This window comes from Catellatospora sichuanensis, assembly GCF_007483665.1.
Lineage (GTDB): Bacteria > Actinomycetota > Actinomycetes > Mycobacteriales > Micromonosporaceae > Catellatospora > Catellatospora sichuanensis.
On the sequence record NZ_VIQO01000002.1, the window covers coordinates 69,921 to 93,809 of the forward strand.

The 23,889-nt window shown below is 72.7% G+C and carries 22 protein-coding genes; 9 read left to right on the plus strand and 13 right to left on the minus strand.

The window, feature by feature from the left end; all coding sequences use genetic code 11:
* The first annotated feature begins 60 nt into the window (after positions 1 to 60).
* Positions 61 to 480: a twin-arginine translocase TatA/TatE family subunit gene (locus FLL47_RS17900; protein WP_144121693.1), complete on the plus strand. Its 420-nt coding sequence runs from the start codon at positions 61 to 63 to the stop codon at positions 478 to 480.
* 248 nt (positions 481 to 728) lie between these two features.
* Here FLL47_RS17900 and FLL47_RS17905 read toward each other — a convergent pair whose 3' ends face one another.
* From FLL47_RS17905 to FLL47_RS17925, 5 genes are all read right to left on the minus strand, one after another.
* Positions 729 to 1,874 carry an Mrp/NBP35 family ATP-binding protein gene (locus tag FLL47_RS17905; RefSeq protein ID WP_144121694.1) on the minus strand — a complete coding sequence of 382 codons (1,146 nt, stop codon included), beginning with the start codon at positions 1,872 to 1,874 and terminating at the stop codon, positions 729 to 731.
* Positions 1,875 to 2,004: 130 nt separating this feature from the next.
* Positions 2,005 to 2,535, minus strand: coding sequence for a DUF1003 domain-containing protein (locus FLL47_RS17910; RefSeq protein ID WP_144121695.1), 531 nt, complete (start codon positions 2,533 to 2,535; stop codon positions 2,005 to 2,007).
* A 25-nt stretch (positions 2,536 to 2,560) separates the two neighbouring features.
* Positions 2,561 to 3,811 carry a magnesium transporter MgtE N-terminal domain-containing protein gene (locus tag FLL47_RS17915; protein ID WP_144121696.1) on the minus strand — a complete coding sequence of 417 codons (1,251 nt, stop codon included), beginning with the start codon at positions 3,809 to 3,811 and terminating at the stop codon, positions 2,561 to 2,563.
* A 37-nt stretch (positions 3,812 to 3,848) separates the two neighbouring features.
* Positions 3,849 to 4,328 carry a hypothetical protein gene (locus tag FLL47_RS17920; protein ID WP_246158149.1) on the minus strand — a complete coding sequence of 160 codons (480 nt, stop codon included), beginning with the start codon at positions 4,326 to 4,328 and terminating at the stop codon, positions 3,849 to 3,851.
* A gap of 234 nt (positions 4,329 to 4,562) precedes the next feature.
* On the minus strand, positions 4,563 to 5,495 hold the full coding sequence (locus tag FLL47_RS17925; RefSeq protein ID WP_144121698.1) for a DMT family transporter: 933 nt from the start codon (positions 5,493 to 5,495) through the stop codon (positions 4,563 to 4,565).
* Between the two features lie 129 nt (positions 5,496 to 5,624).
* On the opposite strand from FLL47_RS17925, the gene FLL47_RS17930 reads away from it, so the two are divergent.
* Positions 5,625 to 6,350, plus strand: coding sequence for an HAD family hydrolase (locus FLL47_RS17930; RefSeq protein WP_144121699.1), 726 nt, complete (start codon positions 5,625 to 5,627; stop codon positions 6,348 to 6,350).
* Positions 6,351 to 6,628: 278 nt separating this feature from the next.
* Here FLL47_RS17930 and FLL47_RS17935 read toward each other — a convergent pair whose 3' ends face one another.
* Entirely contained in the window at positions 6,629 to 7,396 is a 768-nt protein-coding gene (locus tag FLL47_RS17935; protein WP_144121700.1) for an SDR family NAD(P)-dependent oxidoreductase, read from the minus strand.
* Positions 7,397 to 7,485: 89 nt separating this feature from the next.
* Here FLL47_RS17935 and FLL47_RS17940 point away from each other — a divergent pair, with 89 nt between their 5' ends.
* Positions 7,486 to 8,169: a DUF4190 domain-containing protein gene (locus FLL47_RS17940; RefSeq protein WP_144121701.1), complete on the plus strand. Its 684-nt coding sequence runs from the start codon at positions 7,486 to 7,488 to the stop codon at positions 8,167 to 8,169.
* A 33-nt stretch (positions 8,170 to 8,202) separates the two neighbouring features.
* On the plus strand, positions 8,203 to 9,354 hold the full coding sequence (locus FLL47_RS17945) for a class I SAM-dependent methyltransferase (protein WP_144121702.1): 1,152 nt from the start codon (positions 8,203 to 8,205) through the stop codon (positions 9,352 to 9,354).
* Between the two features lie 125 nt (positions 9,355 to 9,479).
* On the opposite strand, the gene FLL47_RS17950 is transcribed toward FLL47_RS17945, so the two are convergent.
* From FLL47_RS17950 to FLL47_RS17975, 6 genes are all read right to left on the minus strand, one after another.
* A complete protein-coding gene (locus tag FLL47_RS17950) occupies positions 9,480 to 10,526 on the minus strand; it encodes a hypothetical protein (protein WP_144121703.1) in 1,047 nt (348 codons plus the stop codon).
* A gap of 25 nt (positions 10,527 to 10,551) precedes the next feature.
* On the minus strand, positions 10,552 to 11,490 hold the full coding sequence (locus FLL47_RS17955) for a biliverdin-producing heme oxygenase (RefSeq protein WP_144121704.1): 939 nt from the start codon (positions 11,488 to 11,490) through the stop codon (positions 10,552 to 10,554).
* Between the two features lie 122 nt (positions 11,491 to 11,612).
* Positions 11,613 to 13,349, minus strand: a complete 1,737-nt coding sequence (locus FLL47_RS17960; protein WP_144121705.1) for a DEAD/DEAH box helicase — start codon at positions 13,347 to 13,349, stop codon at positions 11,613 to 11,615.
* A 296-nt stretch (positions 13,350 to 13,645) separates the two neighbouring features.
* A complete protein-coding gene (locus FLL47_RS17965) occupies positions 13,646 to 14,305 on the minus strand; it encodes a ferritin-like fold-containing protein (RefSeq protein ID WP_246158152.1) in 660 nt (219 codons plus the stop codon).
* Positions 14,306 to 14,501: 196 nt separating this feature from the next.
* Positions 14,502 to 14,729, minus strand: a complete 228-nt coding sequence (locus FLL47_RS17970) for a DUF3107 domain-containing protein (RefSeq protein ID WP_144121706.1) — start codon at positions 14,727 to 14,729, stop codon at positions 14,502 to 14,504.
* A 162-nt stretch (positions 14,730 to 14,891) separates the two neighbouring features.
* Positions 14,892 to 15,545: a TetR/AcrR family transcriptional regulator gene (locus FLL47_RS17975; protein WP_144121707.1), complete on the minus strand. Its 654-nt coding sequence runs from the start codon at positions 15,543 to 15,545 to the stop codon at positions 14,892 to 14,894.
* Positions 15,546 to 15,820: 275 nt separating this feature from the next.
* On the opposite strand from FLL47_RS17975, the gene FLL47_RS17980 reads away from it, so the two are divergent.
* The 5 genes from FLL47_RS17980 to FLL47_RS18000 all read left to right on the plus strand — a co-directional run bounded on the left by FLL47_RS17980 (position 15,821) and on the right by FLL47_RS18000 (position 22,577).
* Complete coding sequence (locus FLL47_RS17980; protein WP_144121708.1) at positions 15,821 to 18,223, plus strand: hypothetical protein; 2,403 nt, start codon at positions 15,821 to 15,823, stop codon at positions 18,221 to 18,223.
* Positions 18,224 to 18,306: 83 nt separating this feature from the next.
* Positions 18,307 to 19,158, plus strand: a complete 852-nt coding sequence (locus tag FLL47_RS17985) for a DUF3152 domain-containing protein (RefSeq protein WP_246158155.1) — start codon at positions 18,307 to 18,309, stop codon at positions 19,156 to 19,158.
* Positions 19,158 to 20,063: a DUF3152 domain-containing protein gene (locus FLL47_RS17990; protein ID WP_144121709.1), complete on the plus strand. Its 906-nt coding sequence runs from the start codon at positions 19,158 to 19,160 to the stop codon at positions 20,061 to 20,063. Before FLL47_RS17985 ends, FLL47_RS17990 begins: the two co-directional genes overlap by 1 nt.
* A gap of 208 nt (positions 20,064 to 20,271) precedes the next feature.
* On the plus strand, positions 20,272 to 21,453 hold the full coding sequence (gene moeZ, locus FLL47_RS17995) for an adenylyltransferase/sulfurtransferase MoeZ (RefSeq protein ID WP_144121710.1): 1,182 nt from the start codon (positions 20,272 to 20,274) through the stop codon (positions 21,451 to 21,453).
* A gap of 242 nt (positions 21,454 to 21,695) precedes the next feature.
* The gene (locus FLL47_RS18000; RefSeq protein ID WP_246158157.1) at positions 21,696 to 22,577 is read left to right on the plus strand and encodes a prenyltransferase/squalene oxidase repeat-containing protein; all 882 of its coding nucleotides are present in this window, start codon (positions 21,696 to 21,698) and stop codon (positions 22,575 to 22,577) included.
* Positions 22,578 to 22,641: 64 nt separating this feature from the next.
* Here FLL47_RS18000 and FLL47_RS18005 read toward each other — a convergent pair whose 3' ends face one another.
* Positions 22,642 to 23,886 carry a glutamate-5-semialdehyde dehydrogenase gene (locus FLL47_RS18005; RefSeq protein ID WP_144121711.1) on the minus strand — a complete coding sequence of 415 codons (1,245 nt, stop codon included), beginning with the start codon at positions 23,884 to 23,886 and terminating at the stop codon, positions 22,642 to 22,644.
* Positions 23,887 to 23,889: the final 3 nt, after the last annotated feature.

A 23,889-nucleotide genomic window follows, 5' to 3' on the forward strand; every position in this document is an offset into this window, starting at 1 on the left:
TGGCCTGCCGGGCCGTCGCGCACGTACCCTTGCGTCGGCGGACACACTCGGGAGGTATCGGTGTTTGAGAACCTGGGCACTCCGGAGTTCATTGCGCTCCTGCTGCTGGCGCTTTTGATCTTCGGTGAGCGGCTTCCCAAGGTCATCAGCGACGGCATGCGGATGCTGCGCGGCCTGCGCGCCATGGCCACCAACGCCACCGGTGACCTGAGCAAGGAACTGGGCACCGACATCAAGCTCGAGGATCTCAACCCGAAGGCCTTCGTCCGCAAGCACCTGCTCAGCGAGGAAGACGAGGCCGCCCTCCGCAAGCCGCTGACCGGCATCTACGACGACCTGCGGGGCGAGCTGAACAACGCCGGCAAACTGGCCGCCGACGCCAAGGCGAACGTCAACGCCATGGCCTCCGCCACCCCCGCCGCCGCCTCGTCCTCGCCCGCCGCCACCCCGCCCCCGGCCCGCTTCGACGACGCCACCTGACCCACCCCGCTCCGCAGCGCACAGCCTCGCGCCCCGCGCACACAACTCTCCGCCTGCACAACTTCCGCGTGCACAACTCTCCGCGTGCGCGACTCTCCGCGTGCGCGACTCTCCGCGTGCACAACTCTCCGCGTGCGCGATAAAGACTTGCGGCCTCAGATGCTCTCTGAGGCCGCAAGTCTTTAAGAGTTGTCACAGCGGGAGGGGCCTCGCCCGGGGAGGGCGGGCTGGGCGCTGGCCGGGTGGGGTCAGCGTTTGGCGGGGGAGAGGCCGAGGGATTTGCCGACCAGGGATTCGCGGCGGAGGGCGAGGCGGTCGGCGATCGCGTTGAGGGCGGCGCCGGCCGGGGAGTTCGGGGCGGTCAGCACGGCGGGGGTGCCCTCGTCGCCGGCTTCGCGTACGCCGGTGTCCAGGGGGATCTGGCCCAGCAGCGGCACCGAGGCGCCGGTGAGGCGGGTCAGCGAGTCGGCCACGGTCTGCCCGCCGCCTGCCCCGAAGACCTCCATCCGGCTGCCGTCGGGCAGCTCCAGCCAGGACATGTTCTCGATGACGCCGACCAGGCGCTGGTGGGTCTGCAGCGAGATCGCGCCCGCGCGCTCGGCGACCTCGGCGGCCGCGGCCTGCGGAGTCGTGACGACCAGGATCTCGGCGGTCGGCAGCAGCTGGGCCAGCGAGATCGCGATGTCGCCGGTGCCCGGGGGCAGGTCGAGCAGCAGCACGTCCAGGTCGCCCCAGTACACGTCGGCGAGGAACTGCTGCAGGGCCCGGTGCAGCATGGGCCCGCGCCAGACGACGGCGGCGTTGCCGCTGGTGAACATACCGATGGAGATGACCTTCACGCCGTGTGCCTGCGGCGGCATGATCATGTCTTCGACCTGGGTCGGGCGGCCCTGCACGCCGAGCATGCGGGGCACCGAGTGGCCGTAGATGTCGGCATCGACCACGCCTACCGACAGTCCCCGGGCGGCGAGTGCCGCGGCCAGGTTGACGGTGACGCTGGACTTGCCGACGCCGCCCTTGCCGGAGGCGACGGCGTACACGCGGGTGCGGCTGCCGGGCTGCGCGAACGGGATCACCGGCTCGGCCGCGGCGTTCGGGCCGCGCAGCCGCTTCTGCAGGTCCTGGCGCTGGTCCGGGCTCATCACACCGAAGTCGATCTCGACCGAGGTGACGCCTGCGACGGTGGTGGCGGCCGCCGTGATGTCGGTGCGCAGGGTGTCCTTGAGCGGGCAGCCGGCGACGGTGAGCAGGATGCGGACGTACGCCACACCCGCGTCGACCTTCACCGATTCGACCATGCCGAGTTCGGTGATGGGGCGCTTGATCTCCGGGTCGTTCACGGAGGCGAGTGCGGCCAGGACAGCCTGGTCGTCGGCGTGCACAGCGGTGGACATGCGCCCATGTTACCCGCGGCATCGATCATGACCGGCCGACGCGGGGACCGGGTGGCACGCGCAACATTCTCGCGACCCGTTGCCTGGCTTCGCCCGATCGTGGGACCATCGAAGGAGAGCTTGCCGCGCGTCATGCCCCTTGCGACGCGCGGCTTTTCTTGTCCTTGCGGTCGGCCTTCTCCTGCTGATGCCGCCGGTTGGCCGCGTCGTCCAGCTCCTCGGCCAGTTTGGCCAGCTCGGAGCGGATGTAGTCGCGGGTCGCCACCTCGTTGAGCGCCATCCGCAGCGAGGCGATCTCCCGGGCCAGGTACTCCGTGTCGGCCTTCTGGGCCTGGGCGCGGCGGCGGTCCTCGTCGATGGTCAGCCGGTCCCGGTCGGCCTGGCGGTTCTGGGCGAGCAGGATCAGCGGCGCGGCGTACGACGCCTGGGTGCTGAAGAACAGGTTGAGCAGGATGAACGGGTACGGGTCCCACTGCAGCCCGAAGACGCCGATCAGGTTGATCAGGATCCACACGATCACGAAGACCGTCATGTAGACGAGGAACTTCGCGGTGCCCATGAAGCGCGCGAACTTCTCCGCGAAGTTGCCGAACGCGTCGGGATCCCACCGGGGCAGCCGGATGGCGTGCGGTTCCCGGGGCTGGTCCAGGCGGTCGCTCACCGGGCCTCCTCCGGGCCGGGCGCCGTCATGGGGTGCTGTCCGTGGCGCGCTCCTGCTCCCGCCAGTCCCGTGGCAGCAGGTGGTCCAGCACGTCGTCCACGGTCACCGCGCCGACCAGCCGGTCGGCGGAGTCCACCACCGCGATCGCGACCAGGTTGTACGTCGCCATACGCCGGGTGATGTCGGCCAGCGGCAGGCTCGGCGCCAGCGGCGTGATGTCGCGCTCCAGCACCCCGCCCAGCAGGTCGCCGGGCGGTTCGCGCAGCAGCCGCTGGAAGTGCACCATGCCCAGGTAGCGGCCGGTCGGCGTGTCGATGGGGGCGCGGCACACGAACACCTGCGCGGCCAGCGCCGGGGACAGGTGCTTCTCGCGGATGCGGGCCAGGGCGTCGGCGACGGTCGCGTCCGGGGTGAGGATCACCGGCTCGCTGGTCATCACCGCGCCCGCGGTGTTCGGCCGGTACTGCATGAGGGCCCGCACCGGGGCCGACTCCTCCGGCTCCATCAGGTCCAGCAGCAGCGCCCGTTCCGTGGGCGGCAGCTCGGCCAGCAGGTCGGCGGCGTCGTCGGCGTCCATCTCCTCCAGCACGTCGGCGGCCCGCTCGCGGTCCAGCCGGGCCAGGATGTCGACCTGGGCGTGCTCGGGCAGCTCCTCCAGCACGTCGGCCAGCCGCTCGTCGTCCAGCGCCGCGGCCACCGCATGCTTGCGCTGGTCGGGCAGGTCCTGCAGGGCGTTGGCGAGATCGGCTGGGCGCATCTTCTCCAGCACCGAGAGCAGGGACGCGGTGCCCTGCAGCGCGCCGGGGTCGACCAGCCCGGTGAGCTCGTGCCACTCGAACTGGTGCAACTGGCCGCGGCGGCTCAGCCGGCTGGTGATGTCGCGTACGGCGACGCGGCCGAGGTTCCACTGGCCGGCGCGGTCGGACTCCATGGCGACGTCGACGACCGTGGCGGGGGCGCCGTTCGGGGTGCCGATGCGCCGGTCCAGCAGGTCGGCGAGCACCATCAGCTCGGCCGGGCCCTTCTGGAAGCGGCGCAGGTTGATGGTGCCGGAGCCGAGCACCACGCTGTCGGAGTCGATCGAGGTGATCCGGGCGATCGGCAGGAAGATCTGCCGCCGCAGCGGCATCTCCGCGACCAGGCCGACGACCGCCGGGGGCCCGTCGGCGCGCAGCCGGGCGACGGCGTCACGGACCCGGCCCACCTGGTCGCCGTTCGGGTCGTAGACGGGCAGGCCTGCGAGCCGGGCGACGAAGACCCTGGTCAGCGTGGCCATATTCGCATGGTATGCGTATTTCTCACATGATTGGGAGTTATCGGCGTCGTACCCGGTGCAGCCGGAACGGCTTGCGGGTGGCGTTGGTCGCCGGGCTCGGCCGGGGTTCGGCGCGCCCCGAGCCCTCGCCCGCGGGCAGGGGGTCGCCCGCCGGGGTGAGCGCCAGCAGCGCGCACTCCCGGGCCCACCGCTCGGCGAGCAGCTCGGCCGTGCCCGGGGAGTTGAGCCGCTTGCCAGCCAGCGTCACCGCGACCGCCGCCCACTGCTCGCCGCCCGGCTCGATCCGCTGCACCTGCGCCGGATAGGTCACCACCGCGCCGCCGTGATCCCCGCGCAGCGTGACCGTCGCCTCGACGGCCTCGGCCAGCCCCGGCAGATCCTGCTCACCCGGCCCGACCACCACGTGCAGCCGCCCGTCCTGCGGCAGGCACCACACCGCGTACGCGGGCCCGCCCCCCACCGACACCCACGCGACGGCCGCCTTCTTCGCGGCCTCCTCCACCAACGGATGCGTCATGCCGCCCATCCTCCCACCCGAAGGAAGGGCACCTTCCCATCGCTATTCGTAGCGGAAGGGCACCTTCCTAACGCTCCACCCCAGCTGGCCTGCGCCGCTGCGCCGCACCTTCACCCGCCGACGCGAGCAGCAGGGCCGGCGTTGCGGGGCTGCAGTTTCGGGGAAACTGCGCGTTCGAGCGCGCGAGTGGCTGCACTTTCCCTGAAAGTGCAGAGCCGCGGCACCGACACGGCGTCAGCTGTCGCGGGTGGGGAGGTCGACGTCCACCGGGTCGGGGGTGGGCAGGGCGGCCGGGCGGCGTGCGCCCAGGATGACGGCGGCGACGCCCGCCATGAGCAGGGCGATGCCGGGCCAGGCGGCAGCGGGCGGGGCCTGGTCCAGCCACACCCAGCCGAGCAGGGCGGCCCCGGGCACCTCCAGCAGGATCAGCACGCTGATCGTGGTGGCGGAGACCTTGTGCAGGGCGTAGTTGAACATCGAGTGCCCGAGCAGTTGCGCCCCGGCGGTCAGCGCGATGATGGCCAGCCAGGTCCGGTCGTCGAAGCCGGTCATCTCCACGCCGAAGGACAGGCACACGGCCAGCAGCAGCGCGGCGCACACGGAGTAGCAGACCGTGGTGTACGTCGTGGTCGAGGTCCGGCTGCGGGCCTTCTCCCCGAAGGACGTGTAGATCGCGGCGAGCAGGCCACCGGCCACGGCGAGCAGGTCGCCGACGACGGCCGTACCCCCTCGGGTGAAGTCGGCGCCGGTCGCGATCGCCGCGCCCGCCACGGCGCTGCCGATGCCGATCCAGGTCCACCGGCCCAGCCGCCGGCCCTGCCAGAGCGCGATCAGGCCGGCCCAGACCGGCTGGGTGGCGACCAGCGCGGTCGCGGTGGCGACGGTGGTCATCTTGACGCTGGGCACCCAGGTGGCGAAGTGCCCGGCCAGCGCGAGGCCGGCCAGCACGCTCCACCGCCAGGCGTGGTCCTCGCGCAGGCCGCGCAGTTCGGCACGGCGGCGGGTGAGGGTGACCGGGGCGAGCACGCCGACGGCGAGCGCGTTGCGCCAGAAGGCGATGGCCAGTGCCGGCGCGGCGGCGTATGCGATGAGCGGCCCGGACGACGACACGGCGATGATCGCGATGGTGATCGCGGCGATGGTGAGCGGGTCGAGCCGGGATCGCATGAGGATCGATCCTGCCAGGCGCAGGTGAGCGGCCTGTCGGCACGCCGACATCTACGCGATGCGTTCATCTGCACACTGTGAGCGATCATCCTATGTACTTCATGTGAGCAGCTGATTACTGTCGCTCGGATGGATTCAGAACCTTCGTTATCCGGCGTAACGCCGCGCGCGATCCTGTTCGATTTCTACGGCACGCTGACCTCGGCGTGCACCCGCGGACCGGCCCACGAACTGGCCCCTCGCCTACTCGGTTGCGAGCCCGCCGAGTACTTCGCGGTGCTGAACACCTCCTTCTACCCCCGCTGCCGGGGCGCGTACGGCGACGCCCTGGACACCATGCGCTGGGTCGCCGCCGAGCTGGGTGTACGCGTCACCCCGGCACGGCTGCGCGCGGCCCAGGCCGCCCGGCTGGTGGCGGTGCGCGCCGACACGCACCTGCGGGCCGAGGCGGTGCCCACGCTGTGGCGGCTGCGCCGCGCGGGGGTACGCCTGGCCGTGGTCAGCGACTGCGCCTGGGAGCTGCCCGAGATCATGCGGTCGCTGCCGATTCACCACCTGCTCGACGCGAAGGTCTTCTCGGTGCAGGTCGGGTGCAGCAAGCCGGACCCGCGGATCTACCTCGCCGCCTGCGCACAGCTGGACGTGCCGCCCGAGCAGTGTGTGTTCGTCGGCGACGGCGGTTCCCGCGAGCTGACCGGCGCGCAGGCGCTGGGCATCCGGGCGATCCGGCTGGCCGCGCCGGATCTGGCCGACCACCTGCAGTTCGCCTCCGACGACGGTTTCACCGGCGAGTCGGCGGTGACCCTCCTCGAGGCGGCCGCGCTCGCGCTGACCCCCCAAACCGTGGGGGTATGACCTCGCGCCGCGTCTCCGCGCCCGGTCGAGCAGACCTCCCCGCGCCGACAACGCGACAGGCCCGCCACCCGCACCGCACCAGCCACCCGCACCGCACCAGCCACCCGCACCGCACCAGCCACCCGCACCGCACCAGCCACCCGCACCGCACCAGCCAAGCGACTCCACCGCAGGCGGACCGGTCAGCCGTTGAGAAGGGCACCTTCCTCCACGCATAGCGAGCTGAGCTACCGCTCGTCTCGCTGACGCGAGCCGGCGAAGGTGCCCTTCCTTCGGGTTCAGCCCTGGCGGACGGACTGGCCGCCGTCGATGACGAGCATCTGGCCGGTGATGTAGCCGGCGGCGGGGGAGCAGAGGAAGGCGATGGTCGCGGCGACCTCGTCGGGCGTGCCGGGGCGGCCCATCGGGGTGTCGTAGCCCAGTTTCAGCTCAGCCAGCGTGGACGCCGAGGTGTGGATGGTGCCGGGGGCGACCGCGTTGACGGTGATGCCGTCGGCGACCAGCTCCATCGCCAGCGCCCGGGTCAGGCCCAGCACACCCGCCTTCGCGGCGGCGTAGCCGGCCTCGGCGGGCAGCGCGTTCACCGGTCCGGCGGTGGCGGACAGGTTGACGATGCGGCCCCAGCCGCGCTCGGACATGCCGCCGAGGAACGCCCGGCTGGCCAGGAACGCCGTGGTCAGGTTGCGGTCGATCTCGGCACGCCACTCCTCGAAGGAGAGCTGCGCCACCGGCCGGATCACCTCCGGGCTGGCCCGGCTGGTCAAGCCGGCGTTGTTGACCAGGATGTCGACGTCGCCCAGCTGCTCGGTGACCGCGTCGGCCAGCGCGCCGACCTCCGCCTCCAGGGTGAGGTCGGCGACGAAGCCGAGCACGCCCAGTTCGCCGGCGCGCTCGTGGATGCGCCGGGTGGTGGAGACGACGGCGACCTTCGCGCCGAGTGCGGCCAGCTGGCGAGCGGTGGCGAAGCCGATGCCGTGCGGGCTGCCTGCACCGGTGACGAGTGCGACCCGGCCGTCCAGCCGGAAGAGATCCATCCGCTCGTTCATGGCTTGATCCTGCCGGTTTGTCCGAGCTGACGCCAGTAGGAGGCACCGCTTACTCTGTCGGGACCCCTTCACCGGATGGAGCCAGGCCGATGACCGACCCGACCGCGCCGCCACCCCCGAGCCCGGATCCCGGCCTGCCGCAGCCGCCGTTCCCGGCCCCGGCGCCGCTCACCTTCCCGTCGGCCGACCCTGTCCCGGCTGCTCAGGCGACCGCTTCCGGCAGCGCGGCCGCGGCCGGGGCGACCGCGTCCGGCAGCCCGGCCGCGATCCCGGCGGGCACGGCGGCGGCACCGGGCCACTGGCCGAACCCGTACCAGGCAGCCGGTCATCACCCGGCTGTCGGCCACCCGACCGGCGGCTGGCCGCAGGTTGCCGGGCAGCCGGTCCCGCCCGCGGGCGCGCCGGGCCAGCCGTACCCGTACGGTGCCTACCCGCCGCCCGGCTACGGCCCGTACCCCTACGTCTACCTGCAGCGGCGCACCAACGGCATGGCCATCGGCGCGATGGTCACCGCGCTGGCCGGCGCGATCATGCTCTGCTTCTACGGCGTGCCCGCCCTCATCCTCGGCCCGCTCGGCGCGATCCTGGGGCACGTCGCCCGGCGCAGGATCCGCGAGAGCGGCGAGGACGGCGACGGCATGGCCCTGACCGGCATCATCGTCGGCTGGATCGCCACGGCGCTGGGAGTGCTCATCATCGCGGCGGTCGTGGCGCTGATCGTCTTCTCCGCGGAGAGCCCGGGCGGGCACTACGAGCCGCCGGGGGCCTTCTGACGGACTGCGCGGCCCATCGCGCATCCTTGACGTATGGCAGCACTCCCTGAAGCCCTGGCCGAGGTACGCGAACTCCTGCTGGCGCCGGACCTGATCCGGGCCACTGCGGGCGGGCAGCGCCGGGACGGCACGCCGTCCGTGCAACGGGCCACGCTGCGCCCGGTGACCCTGAAAGCGGGGGACCGGGTGCAGCTGGTGACCGAGGACGGGCAGCGCCCCACGACGGTGAACCTCGCCCCCGGCGCGGAGCTGGCGGGCCGGGTGGACGAGCTGCTGGCCGAGCCGTTCGGCAGCTGGACCGTGGAGACCGCGCACGGCACGGTGCGCCTGCAGGCGACGAAGAAGGGCGCGGTGCTGCACCGCTCGGCGGCCCCGGTGGCCGTGCCCGCGGTCACCGCGCACGACCGGCCGCGGGAACACCTCATCGACCCCGGCGACCCGCTGTACGCCGTCATCGGCGGCGACGCGGCCAAACGCCGGCAGGTCGACGCGTTCCTGCGGGCGCTGGACGCCACCCTGCCCGACCCGGCGCAGCTGCCGAGCCCGCTGCACGTCGTCGACCTCGGCTGCGGCAACGCGTACCTGACCTTCGCCGCGTACCGCCGCCTGTCCGGCCTTGGGCTGGACGTGCGCCTGGTCGGGGTGGACGTGCGCGACGACCAGCGTGAGCGCAACACCGCGATCGCCCGCAAGCTGGGCTGGGCGGACCACGTCAGCTTCGTCGCAGGCACCATCGCCGACGCCCCGGTGCCGCAGGCCGACGTGGTGCTGGCGCTGCACGCCTGTGACACGGCCACCGACGACGCACTGGCCCGCGCGCTGTCCTGGGACGCACGCTGGATCCTGGCCGCGCCCTGCTGTCACAAGGATCTCTCCCGGCAGTTGCGGCGGCGGCCCCCCGAGGGTGCGGCGGCGCTGCTCACCGAGCACGGCATCCTGCGCGAGCGCTTCGCCGACGTACTCACCGACACGGTGCGCGCGGCGCTGCTGCGCAGGCAGGGATACGCGGTGGAGGTGGTCGAGTTCATCGACTCGGCGCACACCCCGCGCAACGCGATGATCCGCGCCCACCGTACCGACCGGCGGCCGTCCCCCGCGGAGGTCGCGGAGCTGGATGCGCTGCTGGCCGAATGGCACGTGCAACCCCACCTGGCGACCTTGCTGGCGGGCACCCCGGCCTCCTGACCTCCCCGCGCCCCGCGGCCCAAGATCGTCCGACTTGCCAGGCAGGTGGGCGTATGCGGGCTCAAGATACGCACAGGTGCCGGGCAAGTCCGACGATCAACGAGCCGCACCGGGCTGACCGGGCGTCAGGGGGTCAGCGCTTTGGCGAGTTCGATGGCCGTTTCGGCGAGCAGGGTGTCCGGGGGCATGGGTTCGCCGGCCAGCACGGCGACGAAGGTGGCGAACCCGGGCAGCGGGTAGCCGTCCTCCTCGGCGATCGCCGGGTCGTGCTTGGCCAGCGAGGCACGGGTGCGGTCCCAGGCGTCGAGCAGCTCGCGCCGCGACGGCACGCCGAAACCGTGGCCGACCGGCGCGCTGTGGCGCAGCTTCACCACGGCCGACTCGTTGAGCGACCCGGCCAGCCGGCAGCCGTGGGTGACCACCTCCGCCTGCCGCGTGTCGAGCCGGCGGTAGACGCTGCACGGGCGGTGGCAGGTGGTGGCGCAGACGCAGAGCGCGTGCGAGGTGTTGGAGTGCTGGCGGTCCAGGTAGGTCCGCCAGCCGGCGTTGTTCTCGTGCGCCACGGTCAGGCTGCGCCGCGCGGCCGACTTCTCGGGCTTGGTGTGCGGGCAGTCCCGGTCGTCGAAGTCACCCCATGCGCTGCCGTCGCCGCCCACGGCCGCGGGCATGCGCACCGGGTCGGCGGCGTGCCCGAGGACCCGCTCCCAGACCAGCAGCGGGCCGTACTCGCTGGCGATGTGCACCGCGGCGACCACCGCCGTGGTCTCGCCGCGCCGGAAGCGCGCGTCGATGACCTCCAGCAGCAGCCGGAACGCCGGACGCATGGTGCCCAGCGCGCCACGGTGCACCTCCTTGGGCGCCTGCGGCATGCGGCAGGCCAGCGCGCGCTCCCGCAGGTGCTCGGGCACGTGGTCGCCGTGCACCTGATCGGCGACGGCGTGCTCGGTGTTGGCCTCGGCGGCGGCGTTCAGCTCGCCGAAGTCCTCGGCGTCGAGGTCGAGCAGCCGCTGCCCGAACGCGCACAGCTGCTGCACGTGGGCGACGGACTCGGTGGACAGCGCGCCACCGCCGGCGCGCGGCAGCACGCCGGAGTCCGGCGCGACCAGCGCGGCCACCTCCGCAAAGGCGTATCGCCTGGTCAGCGCGATGAGAACGTCGTGTGCCGTCTCCACACCGGCCAGTGTTCCACGCCCGCGCTCACCGGGAAGGCACCCCGAGCAGGGCGCACGCCTCCCGGTAGAGCCGGGTGACCTCGACGCGCACCTGGGCGCGCTCGGTCAACTGCTGGGCGAAGGGCACCCGGATCGGCGTCTCGACGCCCTTGATCACGGCCTTGAACTCGATGCCGCGGTTGTCCATGCCCGACATCACCGCCGCGGTGGCGTCCGGACGGGCCGGCTCCGGCAGGGTGGCGCGGCAGATCAGCAGAGAATCGGCGGGATGGTCGTCGTTCATGTGCCGCATGATCTGGGCGACGACCTGCGGCGGGAACGGGTTCGGGTGGACCCGGCCCAGCTCGGCCAGCAGGTCGGTGTTGAGCCGGTAGGCGAGCTTGACCTCGTCGATGATCCGGTCCTGCTCGGCGGCGTCCCAGGGCGCGGCGTCGAGGCGGGCGCGGTAGGCCGTCTTGACGGCGGTGAGGTCGGCGATGCCGTCGAAGGCGTAGAAGCGCAGGCCGTCGCCGCCGAGGGCGAGCCCGTACGAGCGGGCCAGGGCGCGGGCCACGTACTGCCCGCCGGACAGGTCGCCCAGGTAGCGGTTGTAGTGGTGGGCGACGAAGCCGCCGGGCCAGGTGAAGGCGACCTCGCGCAGGCGGGCGGTGTACTCGACGGTGGTCGCGACGGGGGTGAGCGCGTCGCGCCAGTCGGCGCCGAGCAGGAAGGCGAGGTCCTCGGCGAGCGCGGGCAGGCGGGTGAGCGTGCCGTCATGGAAGCCGGCCGCTACCGGGTCCCCGCGCCAGTGCGCCGCGGCCTCCTCCAGCACCTGGTAGACGAGGTAGTGCTGCGCGGTCAGCGCGGCGTGGGCGGCGATGGTAAGCCGCCCACGGGTCAGGTCGTCCAGGAACGTCGTCTGCTCGGCCGAGCTGTGGTCGGACCAGGTGGCGGCGCGCAGGCGGGCGGAGAAGGGCTCACTCATGCGCAGCACCGTACGCGAGTAAGGTCACCCTAACCTCAAACTTTAGTTTGATCCTGGCCTGCGAAAAGGGACGCCCCCGCGCTGTGGAAACAGCGCGGGGGCGTCCCTGCGTGACGTGTTCGTCAGCTCTCGACCGAGGTCTCCAGCGCGCCCTCGGCGGCGCCACCGGATCCGCCCGAACGGCGACGGCGGCGGCGCGAGCGCGAGCGGGAAGCGCCGCCCTCGGCTGCCGCGGCAGCCTCTGCCGGGCCGTCCGGGCCGTCCACGGGACCGGAGAACAGCGGTGCGAGCCCGCCCTCGTGCGTCACCGACGCGGCGACCGCAGTCCCGGTGCCGGCACCCCGGCCGCGGCGGCGGCGGCCACGGGTGGCCTCGCCGTCGGCGGTGTCGGTGTCGGCGGGCGTGTCCAGCACGCCGGCCTCGGCCACGGGCGCGGCCTCGTCGTCACCGGCCAGGCGACGTCGTCGGCGCGGCGCGCGCTCGCGCGGCGGGGCGGCCTGCTCGGCCGCGGGGCCGCGCTTGCCGCGGTCACGGCTGCCGCGGGAACGGCCACCCAGATCCTCCTCGACCTCGGCGGACAGTCCGGCCCGGGAGCGCTGGGCGCTGGGCAGCGTGCCGCTGACGTCGGTGGCGATGTCCAGGTCGGTGTAGACCCAGGGCGAGGTGTGGTACGTCTCCGGCGGACCGTCCGGGCCGGTCAGCTCCAGGCCGAGCGTCTTGTCGACGATCCGCCAGCGGGGCATGTCCTCCCAGTCGACGAAGGTCACCGCGACACCGGTGGCCCCGGCGCGGCCGGTGCGGCCGATGCGGTGCACGTAGGTCTCCGCGTCGTCCGGGCAGTCGTAGTTGATGACGTGGGTGACGCCGGAGACGTCGAGGCCGCGGGCGGCCACGTCGGTGGCGACGAGCACGTCGACCTTGCCGGCCCGGAACGCGCGCAGGGCCCGCTCCCGGGCGCCCTGGTTGAGGTCGCCGTGGACCGCGGCCGCGGCGAACCCGCGGAAGTCGAGGTCCTCGCTGACCCGGTCGGCGTTGCGCTTGGTCCGAGTGAAGATCATGGTGAGGCCGCGGCCCTGCGCCTGCAGGATGCGGGCCAGCAGCTCCAGCTTGTTGAGCTGGTGCGTGCGGTAGACGACCTGCTTGGTCTGCGGGCTGACGCCCGGCTCGGTGGTGTGCCCGGCGTGCACCGTCACCGGCGTGCGCAGGAACTTGCGCGACAGGGTGACGATCGGGTCCGGCATGGTCGCCGAGAACAGCATGGTCTGCCGGTCGGTCGGCAGCATCTTGAGGATCTTCTCGACGTCGTCGAGGAAGCCCAGGTCGAGCATGCGGTCGGCTTCGTCGAGCACGAGCGCCTTGACCTGGTCGAGCTTGAGGTGCTTCTGCTTGCACAGGTCGAGCAGGCGGCCGGGCGTGCTGACCACGATCTCGACACCGGCCTTGAGCGCCTCGACCTGCGGCTCGTACGCGACGCCGCCGTACAGCGCGAGCACCCGCACGCCGCGGGACTTGCCGGCGCCCGCGAGGTCCTTGGCGACCTGCAGGCCCAGCTCGCGGGTCGGCACGACGACGAGTGCCTGCGGCTGGCCGCTGGACTCGCCCTCACCCGGGGCGACCGCGTGGTCGATCAGCGGGATGCCGAAGCCGAAGGTCTTGCCGGTGCCGGTGGGCGCCTGGCCGATCATGTCGCCGCCGCGCAGCGCGATGGGCAGCGCGTACTCCTGGATGGCGAAAGCGCGCTCGATACCCATCGCGGCGAGTGCGGCCACGGTCTCCGGGCGCACGCCGAGCTCGGCGAAGGTGGGCGCGAGGGTGATCTTGGGAGTGCTTGCGGTGGTGCTTTCGATGTTTTCGGTCATCAGGTTCTGGGGTGCCCTCTCAGTGATCCGCGTACGGCGGACCCTGCGGGCTGCCCAGCGGATGTCGGTACGCCCGGTTCATCGAAGGGCGTATATGTAGTCTCGAGCGCGGGGCGCGGCGATGAAGGATGTGGATCCCATCGCGCGGCGCGATCGTTGGGGATCGCGGCGCCGCACACGCGACGACATGGGCATCGGGCCCATGTCAACTCAGCCATCGTACGACCCGGTGGCCGTCTGGTCACCAGGTGTGTGTCGAATTCCCGGTTCTTAGTGGGATTTCCCACGCAAAACGGTCAGTTATTGAGACCGACCGCTGTCATCCGGGCCGTGTGCGCGGTGGTCAGCCGCCGGAACAGCACGTCGACGGACTCGCCGTCGCCCACGCCGGCCAGCACCAGCGCCGTCAGCGGCGAGCGCTCCTGGGCGACCAGCTGCGCCTGCGACAGCGCCTCGCCGGTGAGCCGGCGGGCCCACATCGACAGCCGGTTGGCGACCTTAGGGTCGGCCGTGATGGCCGCGCGGATCTCCCCGGCCGCGAAGTCCGCGTACCCGTCGTCGTGCAGCACGTCGAGCACCAGGGCCCGGTCGCCCTCGGCCAGCACGGCCGCGGGCAGCACCTCGGCCACCTCGCGGAAGAAGTCGTCGGAGATGCCCTCGCCGACGTATGCCTTGGTCAGCGCCTCCAGCCAGTCACCCGGCTCGGTGTTGTCGTGATACGTGCGCAGCGCGGTGACGAACGGCAGCATCGCCTCTTCCGGGTCCGCGCCCAGCGCGGTGAGCCGGTTGGCCAGCCGCCGGTAGTTGGCCATCTCCCAGGCCGCCATCTCGGCCAGCCGGGCCTGCCGGCCGAGGTCCGGGGCGAGCCGGGCATCGGCCGCCATGCGGTCGAAGGCCAGCAGCTCGCCGTACGCGAGCATGCCCAGTAGATCGATCACTCCGGCGTCAGCTGACACGCCCGCAGACTACCGGCCGAACACACCCCGGGCGCCCGACCGCGTCGGCGGCCTGCGCCGTCCGGCGCGCCGCGGTCGGCCACGGCACCCGGCGCGCCGGACGGATGCGGCGTCGGCGCCTCTGACGGCAGCAACGGTGAACGGCACGGCGCGACCCGCACCGTGCCGTTCACCTGCAGTTATGTACTGCTCGACCTCAGCGGGCCGTGAAGCCGACACTCCGCGACGAAGCCTCGGCGATCTCCACGTATGCCAGCTTGTCCAGCGGGACGATGACCCGGCGACCCTTCTCGTCGACCAGCGTCAGCAGCTGGGCCTTCGACGCGAGCGCGTCGGTGACCATCTGCTCGACCTCAGCGGGCGTCTGCGCGCTGTCCACCACCAACTCGCGGGGGGCGAACTGCACACCGATCTTGACCTCCACACAACCTCCTCGGCTCGCCCCCGAGATTACCCCGGTGTCCCAGCTGGACGATGGCGTGCCGCCCGACCACCCGTGACGATCTTGCGCGAACGGCCCCGCCCCCGCCTGACATGCGCGTGTCGGGGATGCACCCGTGCAAGATCGCCCGAAGTCGGGGCCGGGTCAGTGGTCGGTGCCGCTGAGGGGGAAGCTGCTGATGCCGCGCCAGGACAGGGTGGTGATGAGCTGTTCGGCCTCGTCCTGGGCGATGACCCGGCCGCCGGCGAGCCACCAGCGCGCCGACACCTGCGCCGCGCCGCACAGCCCGGCAGCCAGCACCTCGGCGCGGGCGCGACTGACGCCCGTGTCGGACATGATGGTCTCGGTTATGGCCTCGACGGACAGGCGCTCCATCCGGTCCACCCGCTCCGCGACCGCCGGGTCGTTGCGCAGGTCGGACTCGAACACCAGCCGGTAGGCCTCGCTCTCGTGCGAGACGAAGTCGAAATAGGCCTGCATCGCGCCGCGGACGCGTTCCTTGTTGTCCGTGGTCGCCGCCATGGCGGAGCGGATGCGCTCGGCGAACGCGTCGCAGTGCGTGTCGAGCAGGGCCAGGTAGAGCTCGAGCTTGCCGGGGAAGTGCTGGTAGAGCACCGGCTTCGACACGCCCGCCCGTTCGGCGATGTCGTCCATCGCTGCGGAGTGATAGCCCTGGGCGACGAAGACGTCCTGAGCAGCGGCGAGCAGCTGCTTGCGTCGTGCCGACCGGGGCAGCCGGGTCGGCCGGCCCGTGGCTGTCGAGCCGGTCGGGTTGGCGCCACTGGTGGCCGCGGTCATCGAATCTCCTCACCCTGCAGACGGATCCTTTGACGGATCTTGCAAACTGGCCCGTCGTTGCAACTTATCGTCATTCGCCGTTCACGGTAGCCTCAGCGTGGGCGACGGAGGAGCGCACGGTGGACGTAACAGGGCAGACCGGAAACACAGCGGGAACTGACGAACCCGCAAACGGGTCAGCCGGCGGAGTCGGACACCCGACGGCTAACGGGCATAAACCCGCGAGCTGGGCGGATTCCGACCGTACGGATGCATGGTCGAGTGCGGGCGCGGCGTTGGAGCCCGGATTCGAGCCGTTGACCCCGTGGCACGCCACGGTAGCCGATCGTCGGGGGATAGACGCGCTCACCGGCGCCGATCCGGTGACCGCCACGCTGGTACGCGCGCCGGACACCGCCCCGTCCGCGCGCAACGGCCACCACCGCCCGTACGAACGTCCCCTGCCGGAACTCTCCTCCCCCGGCGAGGACCCCTATGCCGACGAGTTCGCGCAGACCTCGGCCGAGTTCGCCCGCCACGCCGCGTTCGACGAGCCCACCCCCGTCAACGGCTCGCCGGTGCTCGGCCCCGACGACACCGGACGCATTCCCGTGTTCACGCCGTACCACCCCGGCCCCTTGGCCGCGGTCGCGCCACCGGAGGTGATCCCGATCCCGGTCATGCCGCCGCTGCCCGCCGGGGCCAATCCCGCGCTGACCATGCCCACCGGGGGCTATCCGGTGCCGCCGCCGGGCCTGCGGCCCTCGCTGCCCGCGGAACTTTCCGGCCCGGTGCCCTCCGCACCACCCGCGGACGCGCCACTGGCCGCGATGGCCGAGGCCGCCACCCGGGCCGTGCCGCCCGCCGCGGAGCACCGCTCACCCGGCCTCGACGACACGCCGGACGAGGAACACGACGAGGTGGAGCCGGATCGCTTGTCGCTGGGCGCGCGTTTCGGGATGGCCTTCGCCGAGCCGCCGCTGCCCGCGCGTCCCGGCAACGGTCGGCCAGGTGTGCCGTCCCAGGAAGCGGGCCGCTCCGACGACGCCGAACACGGTCCCGACACCGATCGGCGTGGACCGGGGCAGGATGCCGCACGCTCGGGAGACGGTGCCGAACGGAGCCGGACGGGCGAGTTCCCGCTGCTGCCGGATCCGGCCGCAGCGGCCGCGGCCCGGCTGGACGCGGCCCGCGAGGGCTACGCCGCCGCACAGCGCGGCATGGCCCGCGCCGCGCAGCTCGGCAGTGTTCCGGACGGTGTCGCCAACTCACTCGCGGCGGCCGAACCCGGGTCCGCCCGACACGACGACGCCGCGGCGCGGCGGGCCGCGCCCCGGCGCGACGACACCACCGGTATGCCTGAGGCCGTGCACGCGGCGGGCGACCAGGGCCACGGGACCGGCCGTTCCGGCAGCCAGGGCGATGGCGGGCCGGCGGTCGGCTTTCCCGGCCAGCCCTCGTTCGTCTCCCAGCCCCGGCCCTACCTGCCGCCCTCGCCCCAGCCGCACATCCCGCAGCCCGCGGGCGGCTCGGCGCAGCCGCACCTGTCGCAGGCCACACAACCCGCGGGCGGCCCGGTGCAGCAGCCGGGAGCGTCCGACGCCCGGCGGGCCGAGCCGGGGGAGGCCGAGGCAGATCCGGCCGGCGCCGAGCACCTGCCGCAGCGTGTGCCCGCGGTGCCCGACGTGCCGCCCGCCATCCACCCGGTCGTCGAGGCGGAGCCGGTCGTCGCGGCGACGCCTCAGCTCGACCGTATCGCCTCCCACCTGCGCCGCAGTGACGACGTGGGGACCGACGAGCGGCCCGACGGGTTCGACGTCGACGCGGTGCTGCGCGCCGTGCGCGGCGTCGCCGGGGTGCGCGACGCGGCCCTGCGCACCACCGCCACCGGCGCCCACCACCTGCGGCTCGACCTCGCCGAGGGGGCCGACCCCGCGGCGATCAGCCGCATGGTCGCCCGCATGCTGCAGGACCAGATGGGCATCGACGCCGCACCGGCCGGCCCGCTGGTGCCGAAGCCCGCGCCGCCCTCGGACTCCACCCCGCCGACGGCCACGCTGCCCGCGCCCCGCTCGGGCGCGGGGGCGGCACCGCCGCCGGGGCTGACCGGGCTGCACCCGGATCCGCTGTCCGACCAGTCGCCACGCGAGCCGCGCCGCCGCCATCCGGTGAGCGTGCCGCGCCGGGCGCCCGGCGAGCTGCGCGACCGGGTGGCCGCGCTGCGCTCGGTGAACAGCGAGCCCGAGCTGCCCGCCACGGCCTCGCCGCCGCCGCTGCCCACCGAACGCGACCAGGGCCCGCGCGCGATCATCGAGCACGTGCAGACCAGCACCTTCGGCCTGGACGCGACGGTCGAGGTGCGCCTCAACACCGGCGACCGGCAGGCCGTCGGGGTGGCCAGCGGGCCGGCCGTCGACGCGTACGTGCTGCGCCTGTGCGCCGCCGCGACCGCGGTGGCCATCGACGACCTGCTGCGCGAGGGCACCACGACCGGTGAGTCCGGCCGGTGTTTCGTGGAGCAGGCGACCATCGTCCCGATGGGCAGCTGCGAGGTGGCCGTCGTGGTGGTGCTGCTGGTCTGCGGCGGTTGGGTGGAGCAGTTGGCAGGCTCCGCCCTGGTCTCCGGAGACCCCCGCCGGGCGGTCGTCCGAGCCACGCTCAGCGCGGTGAACAGGCGGCTAGCGGCACTGTTGCCGTAGGGATGTGGCAGGCTGTGTCGATGCGCACCGCCCTCGCACCGCCCCCGAGGACCGAACGGGAAGCTCCCGCCCGGTCTTCGCGAGTGGAGTCCGGCAGGCTCGTCCGGGCCCGTGCCCGGCAGCGCCGCCGCCGCGCGACGGCCGTGTTCCTACTGCTCGGCGCGGCCCTGCTGGTGGGCGTGGACCTGCTGCGCGGCGGGGCCGATCCGGTGCCCACCAAGCAGGTGGCGTCGACGCCCGCGATGACCGAGAGCGCCGGGCCGACGGCCGAGCCGTCGCCGTCGCCCGCGCAGCCGTCGCCGAGCGTGCAACCGGAGACCGTCTACCAGATGGACGGCAAGTTCCCCTCGTCCGGCCCGGGGACCTGGACGTACGCGAAGAGCCAGGGCGAGGTGCTGGGCACCGCCGGCGCGATCCGGCGGTTCCGGGTCGCGGTGGAGAAGAACGTGGCCGGCGAGGAGCTGGGCTTGTTCACCAGCATGGTGGACGAGACGCTGGGCGACCCGCGCAGCTGGATCGCGGGAAAGCAGTACCGGTTGCAGCGGGTGCCGTCCGGGTCGTCGTACCAGTTCACGATCTACCTGGCGACCGGTGAGACGACCCGCAAGCTGTGCGGGGCGGGCGGCATGGACACCCGGCTCGACGGTGTGTCGTACACCTCGTGCCGCCTGTCCGGGCGCGTGGTCATCAACCTCAACCGCTGGCGTTTGTCGGTCCCCGACTACGTCACCGGCAAGATCGACCTGCACACCTACCGGCAGTACGTGATCAACCACGAGGTGGGCCACGAGCTCGGCCGCTTCCACGAGGGTTGCCCGGGCAAGGGCAAGCCAGCGCCGGTCATGCAGCAGCAGACGTACGGCCTCAAGGGCTGCACCGCCAATTCGTGGCCGTACGTGAACGGCAAGCGCTACACCGGGCCTCCGGTGGCCTGATGCGCGGCGAGCTGGAACTCTTCGAGCAGCGGGAGGCGACCCTGCGTCGCTCGGCGGACGACGCACCCGGTTTCCGGGCCCGCCGCCGGGCGGTGATCCAGGCCCGCCGCCGCCGGAACCGGTTCCTCGTGATCGGCGCGCTGGGCCTGATCGTGGTGCTGGTCGGCATCGACCTCGCCCGCGGCCGCGACGGCCTGCTCCTGCCCGGACCCGGTACGTCGGCGGCCGGTTCGCCGGAGCCGGGAGCTGCGGCAGGCGATGCGGCGTCGGGCGGCCCGTCGGCGGAGCCAGGCGCGTCCGGGCAGCCCCGCGAGGAGAGCGCGCCCGCGCCGGCCGGCAGTGGAACGTTCGCCTACGCCACCGGCACCGGCAAGGTGCTGGGCGGGGCGGGCACGGTGCGCAAGTTCCGCGTCGCGGCGGAGAAGGGTGCGGAAGCCGACGTCAAGGCGTTCGCGGCCGAGGTCGAGCGGATCATCGCCGACCCGCGCGGCTGGACGGGCGGCGGCAAGCACCGCTTCCAGCGCGTGGCCGAGAAGGCCACCAACGAGTTCACGGTCTACCTGGCCACGGCCGGCACCACCCAGAAGATGTGCGCCGCGGGCGGGCTGCACACCGAGGGCTTCACCTCCTGCCGCCTGCCCGGCCAGCTCATCCTCAACCTCGACCGCTGGTCGCAGGCCGTTCCCGGCTACGGCGCGCCGCTGCCCGACTACCAGGCCTTCGCGCTCAATCACGAACTCGGCCACCAGCTCGGCTACGGCCACGAGGCCTGCCCGGCCCCCGGCAAGCCTGCCCCCGTGATGCAGCAGCAGTCCACCGGCCTCAAGGACTGCACCCCCAATTTCTGGCCCCACCCCGCCGCGCCGGCGGACCCCGCCCTCTACCGCGGTCCCCCCATCCCCTGACGGGCCGCCCGCAGCCGCCCACACGGCCGCGCGGCGGCTCGGGCCACGGCGCGCCGGATACTTGATCATGTACTTATGGCACGGTTCGGCGGCGTGTCGCGGGAATAAGTTCATGATCAAATGAAGGCTGATCAGCGCGTGATGCAACTCGCATCCCAGCGGGTTGGAGATCATGGCATTCCCTATCGCGGCGAGCGAGAATGTGCCTATGTCGTTGCCGCCGCTTGTGGAGCCTGCCGAGTCGCTCTCGGTGGACGAGATCCGCCGCTACAGCCGCCACCTGATCATCCCCGACGTCGGTGTCGAGGGGCAGAAGCGGCTCAAGAACGCCAAGGTGCTGTGCGTCGGCGCCGGAGGGCTCGGTTCGCCCGCGCTGATGTACCTGGCCGCGGCCGGCGTCGGCACGCTGGGCATCGTCGAGTTCGACACCGTCGACGAGTCGAACCTGCAGCGCCAGATCATTCACGGCCAGTCGGACATCGGCCGGCCCAAGGCCGAGTCGGCCGCCAACAGCGTCCGGGAGATCAACCCGTACGTGAACGTGGTCATCCACAACACCGCGATCGACCGTGAGAACGTCTTCGAGATCTTCGGGCAGTACGACCTGATCGTCGACGGCACCGACAACTTCGCCACGCGTTACCTGGTCAACGACGCCGCGGTGCTGCTCGGCAAGCCGTACGTCTGGGGCTCGATCTACCGGTTCGACGGCCAGGCCAGCGTGTTCTGGGCCGAGCACGGCCCCTGCTACCGCTGCCTCTACCCGGAGCCGCCGCCGCCCGGCATGGTCCCGTCGTGCGCCGAGGGCGGCGTGCTGGGCGTGCTGTGCGCCAGCATCGGCTCGATCCAGGTGACCGAGGCGATCAAGCTGCTGGCCGGCATCGGCGAGCCGTTGGTCGGGTCGCTGATGGTGTACGACGCGCTGGAGATGTCGTACCGCAAGATCCGGGTCCGCAAGGACCCGTCCTGCGCGCTGTGCGGCGAGAACCCCACCGTGACCGAGTTGCTCGAGGACTACGAGGACTTCTGCGGCGCGGTCTCCGTCGAGGCGCAGGAGGCGGTGGTCGACGCGACCATCACCGCCCGCGAGCTCAAGGAGATGCAGGACGCCGACAAGGACTTCCTGCTCGTCGACGTGCGCGAGCCGGCCGAGTTCGAGATCGTGCGCATCCCGGGCAGCGTGCTGATCCCCAAGGGCGACATCCTGTCCGGCGAGGCGCTGGCCAAGCTGCCGCAGGACAAGCAGATCGTGCTGCACTGCAAGTCGGGCGTACGGTCCGCGGAGGCGCTCGCCGCGCTGAAGGCGGCCGGCTTCAAGGACGCGGTGCACGTCCAGGGCGGCGTGCTCGCCTGGGTCAAGACCGTCGACCCGTCCCTGCCCAGCTACTGAGTCCGTGCGCGACAGACGCCGGCCGTGCCCGTCACGGCCGGCGTCTTCGTGTCCGGCGGGCCTGTCGGCAACGTCTCCGGCCGGGGCGCTGTGACTTCGAACACTGTCCATATCTGACACCTGCCCGCGCCGCTGCCGACTAAGCCACGTCACCAGGCCCGAACTGGTGCCTTCTCGCGTTGTTCGGCCGTTATTTCACCCGCGCGTGCTGTTGACCTTGACCAACCTGATGAGGCCGGACGGTGACCGGGCACGTACCCTCGATGACCGTGGTGGATCTCGACGCGGCTATCGGTTTCGTGGTGAAGAAGGGCGACCCGGTCGACCGGGCGCGCCTGTCGTACCTGCGTACCGGCGCTTCGCCGGCCGAGGAGATCCTCGCCGCGGCCGAGGCCGGACAGGCAGACGGCGGCGGCTGGTTCGCCACCCAGCGGGGCAAGATCCCTTCGGTCGACGTCACCTGCTTCCGGCTCGCCCAGCTCGACGACCTCGGCGCGCTCGGGCGGCCCGGCGTCAAGCGGGCCTTCGACTGGCTGGCCGGCCGCCAGGCCGCCGACGGGAGCTGGCAGGAGGCCAAGGAGCTGGCCGCCGACGCGCCCGAGTGGGCGCAGCCCGGCGACCCCGAGGCGACGCTCTACCTGACCGCGAACGCCACCTTCTGGCTCACCGTGATGGGGCTCGACGTGCGCTCGTCGCTGCCGTACGGCGACCCGACGCCGATTCCGTACGCCGATGCGGCCCTGCGCGGTGCGGAGTTCATCAAGAGCAGCCTCAACTCGGACGGCACCTGGCCGTCCTACCTCGTCACCGGCTGGCTCGGTGCGGCGGTGATGTACCGGCAGGACATGTTCTACGAGGCCGCCCGGATGCAGGCGGTGCTGGGCGAGCGCCTGCCGGCGATGGCCCCCGCCGATGCCGCGGCCATGGCCGCCGCCCTGCGCCGGGTCGGCGTGTCCGCCGACGACTGGACCATGATCGCGGCCAAGCGCCGCCTGGCGGAGACGCAGCGCACCGACGGCGGGTGGGAGTCCGAGGACGGTGAGGTGTTCGACGTACACCTCACCCTCAACGTCATCCGCGCCCTCTACGAAATCACCCCACCCGGCCGCAGCACCCTCCTCTGACCCGCCCGCGCCCCGGCCTCCCACCTGCGTCGCCGCCGGGCCGTGCCGGTCGGGATGCAGGAGGTCAGGCGCGGATCTGGCCTTCGCCGGTGATGACGTACTTGGTGCTGGTCAGTTCCGGAAGGCCCATCGGGCCGCGGGCGTGCAGCTTCTGGGTGGAGATGCCGATCTCGGCGCCGAAGCCCAGCTCGCCGCCGTCGACGAAGCGGGTCGACGCGTTCACCAGCACCGCTGCGGCGTCGACCTGCGCCGCGAACCGGTTCGCGGCCGGCAGTGACGACGTGATGATCGCCTCGGAGTGGCCGGAGCCGTGCCGCCGGATGTGCGCGACCGCCTCGTCCAGCGACGGCACCACCCGCGCGGACAGCTCCAACGCCAGATATTCGGTGCCCCAGTCCTCCTCGGTGGCGGGCACGACGTCACCGGAGTACGCGGCGACCTCCGGCGAGCCGTGCACCGTCACGCCGTGCTCGCGCAGCGCGGCCAGGGCTGCGGGCAGGAACGCGTCCGCGACCGCCGCGTGCACCAGCAGCGACTCGGCCGCATTGCACACCGACGGCCGCTGCACCTTCGCGTTGAGCAGGATGGTCAGCGCCATGTCCAGGTCGGCGGACTCGTCGACGTAGATGTGGCAGTTGCCGACGCCGGTCTCGATCACCGGGACCGAGGACTCCTCGACCACGGTACGGATCAGCGACGCACCACCACGCGGGATCAGCACGTCCACCAGCCCGCGCGCCCGCATCAGCTCCTTGACGCTGTCCCGGGTGGTCGAGTCGACCAGCTGCACCGCGTCGGCGGGCAGCCCGGCCTCGACGAGCGCGTCGCGCAGCACGGCGACGATCGCCGCGTTGGAGCGGGCCGCCGAGCCGGAACCGCGCAGCAGCACCGTGTTGCCCGACTTCAGGGTCAGCCCGGCCGCGTCGGCGGTGACGTTCGGGCGGGCCTCGTAGATGATGCCGACCACGCCGAACGGCACCCGCAGCTGGCGCACCTGCAGGCCGTTCGGGAGGGTGCCGCCGCGGACCACCTCGCCGACCGGGTCCGGCAGGCCCGCGATCTGGCGCAGACCGTCGGCCATCCCGGCCAGCCGCGACTCGGTCAGCGCGAGCCGGTCCACGGTCGACTCGGGCGTGCCCTGCTCGCGCGCCGCGGCTACGTCCAGGCCGTTGGCTTCCAGGATCTCGGGGGTACGCGCGGCGAGCGCGTCGGCCATCGCTGCCAGCCCGGCGTCCTTGGCCCTGCGCGAGGCCGTGGCCAGCACCTGTGCCGCCTCGCGGGCCCGCGTCGCCTGCTCGATGACGCTCATGTC